9 protein-coding genes are annotated in these 6428 nt (G+C 69.0%); 3 read left to right on the top strand and 6 right to left on the bottom strand.

Features of this window, described 5'->3' with window-relative positions; genetic code table 11:
• The first annotated feature begins 270 nt into the window (after positions 1-270).
• Positions 271-744: a DUF7382 domain-containing protein gene (locus tag ACFQEU_RS09690; protein WP_379781599.1), complete on the top strand. Its 474-nt coding sequence runs from the start codon at positions 271-273 to the stop codon at positions 742-744.
• Here ACFQEU_RS09690 and ACFQEU_RS09685 read toward each other — a convergent pair.
• The 6 genes from ACFQEU_RS09685 to ACFQEU_RS09660 all read right to left on the bottom strand — a co-directional run bounded on the left by ACFQEU_RS09685 (position 741) and on the right by ACFQEU_RS09660 (position 5808).
• Complete coding sequence (locus tag ACFQEU_RS09685) at positions 741-1514, bottom strand: protein-L-isoaspartate O-methyltransferase family protein (RefSeq protein WP_379781597.1); 774 nt, start codon at positions 1512-1514, stop codon at positions 741-743. The genes ACFQEU_RS09690 and ACFQEU_RS09685 overlap by 4 nt on opposite strands.
• A gap of 94 nt (positions 1515-1608) precedes the next feature.
• Positions 1609-2238 (bottom strand): protein-L-isoaspartate O-methyltransferase, encoded by a 630-nt coding sequence (gene pcm / locus ACFQEU_RS09680; RefSeq protein WP_379781595.1) that lies wholly within the window; start codon positions 2236-2238, stop codon positions 1609-1611.
• 180 nt (positions 2239-2418) lie between these two features.
• A complete protein-coding gene (locus ACFQEU_RS09675; RefSeq protein ID WP_379781593.1) occupies positions 2419-2865 on the bottom strand; it encodes an Hsp20/alpha crystallin family protein in 447 nt (148 codons plus the stop codon).
• A gap of 147 nt (positions 2866-3012) precedes the next feature.
• Complete coding sequence (locus ACFQEU_RS09670; protein ID WP_379781591.1) at positions 3013-3486, bottom strand: Hsp20/alpha crystallin family protein; 474 nt, start codon at positions 3484-3486, stop codon at positions 3013-3015.
• A 96-nt stretch (positions 3487-3582) separates the two neighbouring features.
• The gene (locus tag ACFQEU_RS09665) at positions 3583-5091 is read right to left on the bottom strand and encodes a stage II sporulation protein M (RefSeq protein ID WP_379781589.1); all 1509 of its coding nucleotides are present in this window, start codon (positions 5089-5091) and stop codon (positions 3583-3585) included.
• Positions 5092-5169: 78 nt separating this feature from the next.
• A complete protein-coding gene (locus ACFQEU_RS09660; protein ID WP_379781587.1) occupies positions 5170-5808 on the bottom strand; it encodes an MBL fold metallo-hydrolase in 639 nt (212 codons plus the stop codon).
• Between the two features lie 133 nt (positions 5809-5941).
• Between ACFQEU_RS09660 and ACFQEU_RS09655 the strand changes: the two genes are divergently transcribed.
• On the top strand, positions 5942-6124 hold the full coding sequence (locus ACFQEU_RS09655) for a DUF5786 family protein (protein WP_379781585.1): 183 nt from the start codon (positions 5942-5944) through the stop codon (positions 6122-6124).
• Between the two features lies 1 nt (position 6125).
• On the top strand, positions 6126-6428 hold a 303-nt coding region (locus tag ACFQEU_RS09650; RefSeq protein WP_379781583.1), incomplete at its 3' end, for an endonuclease dU.

The following is a 6428-nucleotide window of genomic DNA, read 5'->3' as shown; positions in this document are numbered from 1 at the left end:
GTGGACGGTCGGGGGACCCGTCGATCCGGACCCGTCCGCGGCTTCCGCTTCCCCAGTGCCGCCGTCGACGGGTCTCCCGCCGCCGCTCTCGTCGCCCCCGCCGGCCGAGTCCTCGCGTCCGATCACGTCCATACGCGGTCTGACCGCGGTATCGTATATAACTCGTCGTTCGCTACTCAGGCTTGGGAGCATACGGCTGCCATCGAACCGACCGAACCCATCGACGTCGTGGCCGACCGTTTATATACGATACCGCGGCCAGGCGGTCGTATGTTCGATACGACATCCGACGCGTCACGGTCCGACCGTTCCTTCCTCGCCGACAGCCGCGCGATCGAGGGGTTGCCGGTCAGACTGGTGATCGCGCTCGTCGTCGGCGTCGCGAGTCTCAGCGTGATGATGGGAATGATCGGGAGTATCGACGGGCTCGTCGCGACCGAGCTCGACGCGCAGCCGCAACCGGAGGTGACGACGCCCGGGAGCCAGGCCATCGATGTCGCCGTCGTCGACCCCGACGGGACGCGCGTCTCCGACGCCACCGTCATCGTCCGCAGCGGCTCCGCGCGGATCGACGGCGTCGCGACGGCGAGAACCGACGGTGACGGGATCGCGACGGTCGATATCGACCCCGAGCTCGGTCCGAACCAGTCGGACGGGACGCTCTCGATCGAGATCAAGCCGCCGGCGGGAAGCGACTACGTCGATGAACGCGAGAACACGTCGGTGCTGGTCGTTGAGGATTAGATCCGGTCGTCCCAGTCGATCCACTCCTGCTCCCAGCCGGTCCGCGCGAACTGTCCCTGTCGCTCGATCTCCGCGTCCTCGCGCCGACTGCGGTTGCGTTCGACCCCGGCCTGTTCACCGTCGACGAGCATCGGATCGAGCCGAACCGGGCCGGCCTCCTCGACGGTACCGAACCCGTCCGGCGCGGGGTCCGCCTCGTCGACGACTTCCCCATCCGCGGGCTCGATGGCGGCGATGGTCTGTTCGACCGTCCCGCGCGGATACACGATCCGGCCGCCGTCAACGAGCTGGTCGCGCAGCGCCCGCGGCGGGGTGACGACCGCCGCTTCCACGAGGATCCGGTCGTACGGCGCGTACTCGGGGAGCCCCCTAGCACCGTCCCGACGGTCGACCAGCACGGCGTCGTAACCGGCCTCGGCGAGGTTCGAGCGCGCCGTGGTGACTGCCCCCCTGTCGATGTCGACCGCGTGGACATGGCGTGGGCCGGCGATCTCCGCGAGCGTCGCGGCGGTGTAGCCGATCCCCGCCCCGACGACGAGGACGTCGTCGCCCTCCGCGGCGTCGATCGCCGTCAGCAGTCGCGCCACGGTCGCCGGGGCGAGCGCTCGCGACCGTTCCTCCTCGCTCGCACGGTTCGCGTACGGGGCGTCCTCGACGAACGTCTCCCGCGGAACCGATTGGAGCGCCGCCAGCACGGACCCGCCGAGCGGCTCGCCGATCTGATGTTCGAGCCCCTCGATCATGTCCGCGCGGAGCGCCGCTTCGTCCATACCCCACTTGGGTCGTCGGAGGGCTAAAACTGCACGCTCTTCCGTCCCGTCTGACTGCCGTCCCGACACCGGGGCCACCGTATCGAGACGGGCGTCATTGCATCGGAACGAACCGAACCCCGCCACGGTCCTCGCGTTCGACGCCGTCGGCCGTCACCCGCAGGCGAACGAGCCGCTGTCCCGCTCCGTCCGCCACGGGGCCGACGACACGTCCCCCGACTCGGACCCGATCGACGATCGGATCCGGGATGCCGTCCGGGGCCGCACACGTGAGATACGCGGCGTCAAACGGGGCCTCGTCCTCGAACGCCTGCCGGCCGTCTCCGGCCCGAACCGTCACCTCGTAGCCGAGTCGACGCAATCGCTCGCGAGCCGACTCGGCAAGCGCCGGGACGTACTCGACGCTGTACACGTTGCCCGGCCCGACGATCTCGGCGACGACGGCCGCGTGGTAGCCACAGCCCGTCCCGACTTCGAACACCCGGTCGCCGGGTCCGACTTCGAGCAAGTCGATCATCACCGCCACCATGTGCGGCGCGCTGACCGTCTGGTCGTGTCCGATCGGCAACGGCCGGTCGTCGTACGCCCGCGACCGGAGCCGTGCTGGTACGAACTCGTGGCGCGGGACCGACCCGATGGCGGCGAGGGTTCGCTCGCTGACGTCGAGCCGATCGCGGAGCCGGTCGACCAGGGCCCCCCGCTCGCTCGCGCGGTCGTCGCTCATACGTCCGCTTACGACCACCACAGTTGAGAAGCTGGTGGCGGAGATAACAAGCCGATCTCGCGCGAAGACGGTCCCGCGTGAAGCCAGTCTCACGTGAAGGCGACCTCAGCTGAAGGCGATCTCTCGTGAAACGGCGGCGGTGTGATTCGAGGGTGGGGGGTAAGCCGCGGACGAAAGCGACTACTCGACGTCGATCCGGTGCGTGTCGTCCTCGTCGTGAACCCGCTTCGGGAGCGTCACGGTGAGGACGCCGTTCTTGTACGTCGCCGTCGCGTCCGACTCGTGTACGTCGGCTCCGAGGTCTACGGACCGGGTCACCGACTGGTGTCGGCGCTCGCGTCGGAGGTACCGTCCCTCCTCGCCGTACTCGTCGGCGTCCCCGTGTTCCGCCCCATCGCCGTGTCCCTCGCGTTCGGTCTCACGCTCGGCACGGATCGTCACCCGATCCCCGTCCACTCGGACATCTATCGAGTCGCGGTCGAAGCCGGGGAGGTCGGCCATCACGACGAACTCGTCGTCGTACTCCGCGACGTCGACGTCCGCGTGCCCGAGGCTGCGTCCCGCCCCGCCGAAGGGGGTTCGGCCGAAGAACTGCTCTATCTCGTCGAACGGGTTCGATCTGTTCATGAGTATCACCCATATAATAGGTCGCTGAGGTAGTAAACCCCGCTTGAGCCGTGTTCGCTCGTGGTATGCGACTACGAGGTGACGCGCTCGAAGCGGAGGCCCGACACGTTCGGGACCGGACACGGCGCGGTCGACGCCGCCGTCCGCTCACTCCACGTCGATCCGGTGGCCGCTCGACGCCGACTCGGTCCGCTTCGGGAGGCTGACCGTGAGCACACCGTCATCGTAGCTGGCCGTCGTTCCGTCCGCCTCAACCGCGACCGGGAGCGGGATCCGGCGCGAGACGGAGCCGTACCGGCGCTCACGGCGGTGGTACCGCGGTGTTCCGGACTCGGGGGCCTCCTCGCTTGCGTCCGCCTCGTCCGCGTCCGTCCCGGTCTCGTGGATCTCCTCCCTGGTCGCACCGATCGTGAGCGCGTCCTCGTGGAGCTCGACGTCGATCGCGTCGGGGTCGAAGCCGGGGAGGTCGGCGATCACCTGCAGCCCGTCGGCCGTTTCGACGACGTCAACGGTGGTGCCCGGAGAACGGGGGCGCTCGAGTCCCGCTCCCAGTTTCTCCAGCTCTTGGTCCATCCGTTCGAACAGGTTCTCGATCTCGCCGAAGGGATCGCGTCGTGTCATACGGGTCAGGATTCGACCTCGAGCGACTTCAACGTACGGACGGGCGGTCGAGGCCCGGTTCCCGGGCCAGCGGAGGTCCCGTCCCTCGGATCCGGGCTAGAGGAACGGCCGCCAGTAGTACGGGCTGATGAACCCCTCGATCACCGCGGCGATCGCGAGGAGGATCCCGACGCCCATCAGCACCCAGAACGCGTTCTCGAGGACGTCGGCGAACCCCTCACGGCTTACCCGTCCGCGGAGCGTTCGCCAGCCGACGACGCCGAGGTGGACGCCCAGCGCGCCGGCGACGAAAATGGCGGGGATCTCGAAGACCCCGTGCGGGATCACGAACGCGAGCAGCGCCTCACGGTTCACCTCCAGCGCGGCGGTTCCGCCGAGCACGACTCCGTTGAACACGATCGCCGAGAGCGCCGGGATCACGAGCGCGACCCCGCCGAGGGCGGTCGATATCGCCACGGTCCAGTTGTTCCCGAAGAACTCGAGAGTCGCGACGGGGGCGATGTGATCCGCCAACCGCGCCTCGATCGATGTCGGGACGCTGCCGACGAACGGCTCCGCGATCGTCCAGCCGACGACCCCCGAGCCGACGCCGAGCGCGACGACGAACAGATGGGTCCCCGGCGTTCGAGCGACGAATCCGACCATCTCGCGCCATCCGCGACGGACGCCGCCCGAGAACTGGCTCCGGAGGGAGGCCGCCGGCGGCTCGACCGGATCGACTGTCCCGCGGTAGTCGCCGTAGAGAACGGTCTTCAGCAGATCGAGCGCGGGCGCGACGACGACCGCGCTGATGAGTGCGACGACCGCCCCACCGCCGAGGAACGCGAGCCCGGAGGCGGCGGAGGCGATCGCCACGGTGACGCCGATCGCGACGACGAGATACGCGGCGGCGTCCGCGGGGTTCGAGCGGATGAACCCGCCGGCCCCGCCGAGCGACCCGAAGACGCCGGCGTCGTCGACCACGATCGACGCCGGAGCGAACGCGAACACGATACGGATCGCCACCAGCACGACCGCCCCGACGAGGAACGCGCCGAGTGCCACGACCGCGCCGAGGAACGGGTTGATCACGAACGCGACGGCGATCGCGACGCTCGCGAGCAACACCACGCCGACCCACAACAGGAACTCCGCGACGTACAGCCCGAGGAACGTCACCCAGCGCTCCCGAACGCCGGCGATCCCGGCGGTCAGTCCCCGCTCGCTTCGGAGCCGGGCGACCACGGCGCTCATCTGGCCCGCCGAGACCGCGGCGTACGTGAGGATCGCGAGGAGCACGGTGGCGAGCAGTCCGGCGACGAGCAGCGCGCCGGCAGTCGGGGTCAACAGCGGTTCGAAAGCGGGGATCAGCCCCTCGGCCCACCGTTCGAGCGCTTCTGGATCCTCGACGTCCGGCGGGGCCAGGTCGGCGTCCGCGAACGCGTCGCGGACGGCACCGAGACGGCCGGACAGCTCGTAGTGGAGGTACACGCCGGCGAGCGAGACGAGGAGTCCCATCCGGGCGACGACGGGGACGGCCGTTCCGAGGAGGTAGAACGGTAACAGGTCCGCGGGTCGCCGCCGGAGGGTCGAGACCGTAGCGGAGACGGCGGTCGAGAGGTCCATACCCGATCTTCGGCGTACGACACTTAAGAACCCCGAGTCCGAAACCCGACCGACCGCCGGGCCGCGGCCGAGCGCCCGTCACTCGGGGTATTTCGGTTCCCGTCGCTCGGCGCGGTCGGTCGCGCGTTCGATCACGCCACGCACCGTGTCCGGACCGTCACCGTCTCGATACGCGTCGCCGTGTCCGGGATACATCGCCTCGACCGTCTCAGGCAGTTGATTCATCAGCGTGTGCAGGCTCTCTATCAGCTGCTCGCGTGACTGTCCGGCCATGTCGGTTCGGCCGAACGAGCCGTCGTCGAACGCGCCGTCGTTGTACACGACGACGTCGCCGCTGTACAGTCGCTCCTCGCCCACGAACGAGACGTGGTCATCGGCGTGTCCGGGCGTGTACACGACCTCACAGGGCTCGTCGCCCACGAGGATCTCGTCGCCGTCGACGAGCGCGACGTCCCGCCGCGGGTGGTCCGCGTACGCGAACAGCGTCGGGTCGAACCGGTCGAGCACGGCGTCGAGCTCCCCCACGTGGTCGCCGTGCTGGTGCGTCAGGATCACCCGGTCGAGGTCGTCGACTCCAGCGTCGGCGAGCGCGTCGGCGATCACGTCGTCGACACCCGGCATCGTCCCGGCGTCGACGAGCGTCGGGGCGTCCCCGAGAACGAGGTACGCGTTACAGGTGAACTCCGTCGCGTCGGCGGTGACGTTGATCGGGTCCATACCCTACCACGACACGCGACTGATAAAAACGTGACCTGACGCCCGGCTATCGGCGTCGGACCCGCCTGATGGCCGGGTTCCCGTGAGGGCGTCCCGGGATTTATACCGTACGACTCCCTATCATCGAGCGAACATGGGCTTCGGAAGCTACGACGAATCCGAACAGGAGAACCAGGACCTGGACGCGGACTTCGACGACGACGACGGCGTCCAAGCCGCCCAGGAGACCCACGACGGGTCCGTCGAGTACGAGCCCGGCGCGTCGAACGACGAGCTGCTCGACCGTCTCCAGGAGATCAAGTCCGAGGAAACGTGAGGTGACATCGCCGAGCAGAACGCTTGGCATCGCCTTTTCTGGGGGTACCCATGTCAGTTACGTTGCCGGCGCGGTCGTCCGCGGCGACTTCGCTCTCGACGGACTGGCGTACGACTCCTGTTCCGTCGGCGGGACAGACGCGACCGACGCGATCCGCGACTTAGCGACCTCGCTCGACCGGCCGGACGTCAGGCACGTCTGTCTCGCCGGCGTCGCCCCCGCGTGGTTCAACCTCGTCGACCTCGACCGGCTCCACGCCGCCCTCGACCGGCCGGTCTCCGCCGTGAGCTACGAGCCGAGCCCC

Source organism: Halorubrum tibetense, from assembly GCF_042661865.1.
GTDB classification, from domain to species: Archaea; Halobacteriota; Halobacteria; order Halobacteriales; family Haloferacaceae; genus Halorubrum; species Halorubrum tibetense.
Note: the sequence above shows the minus strand (reverse complement) of the source record. Positions and strands in the feature narration are given on the sequence as shown.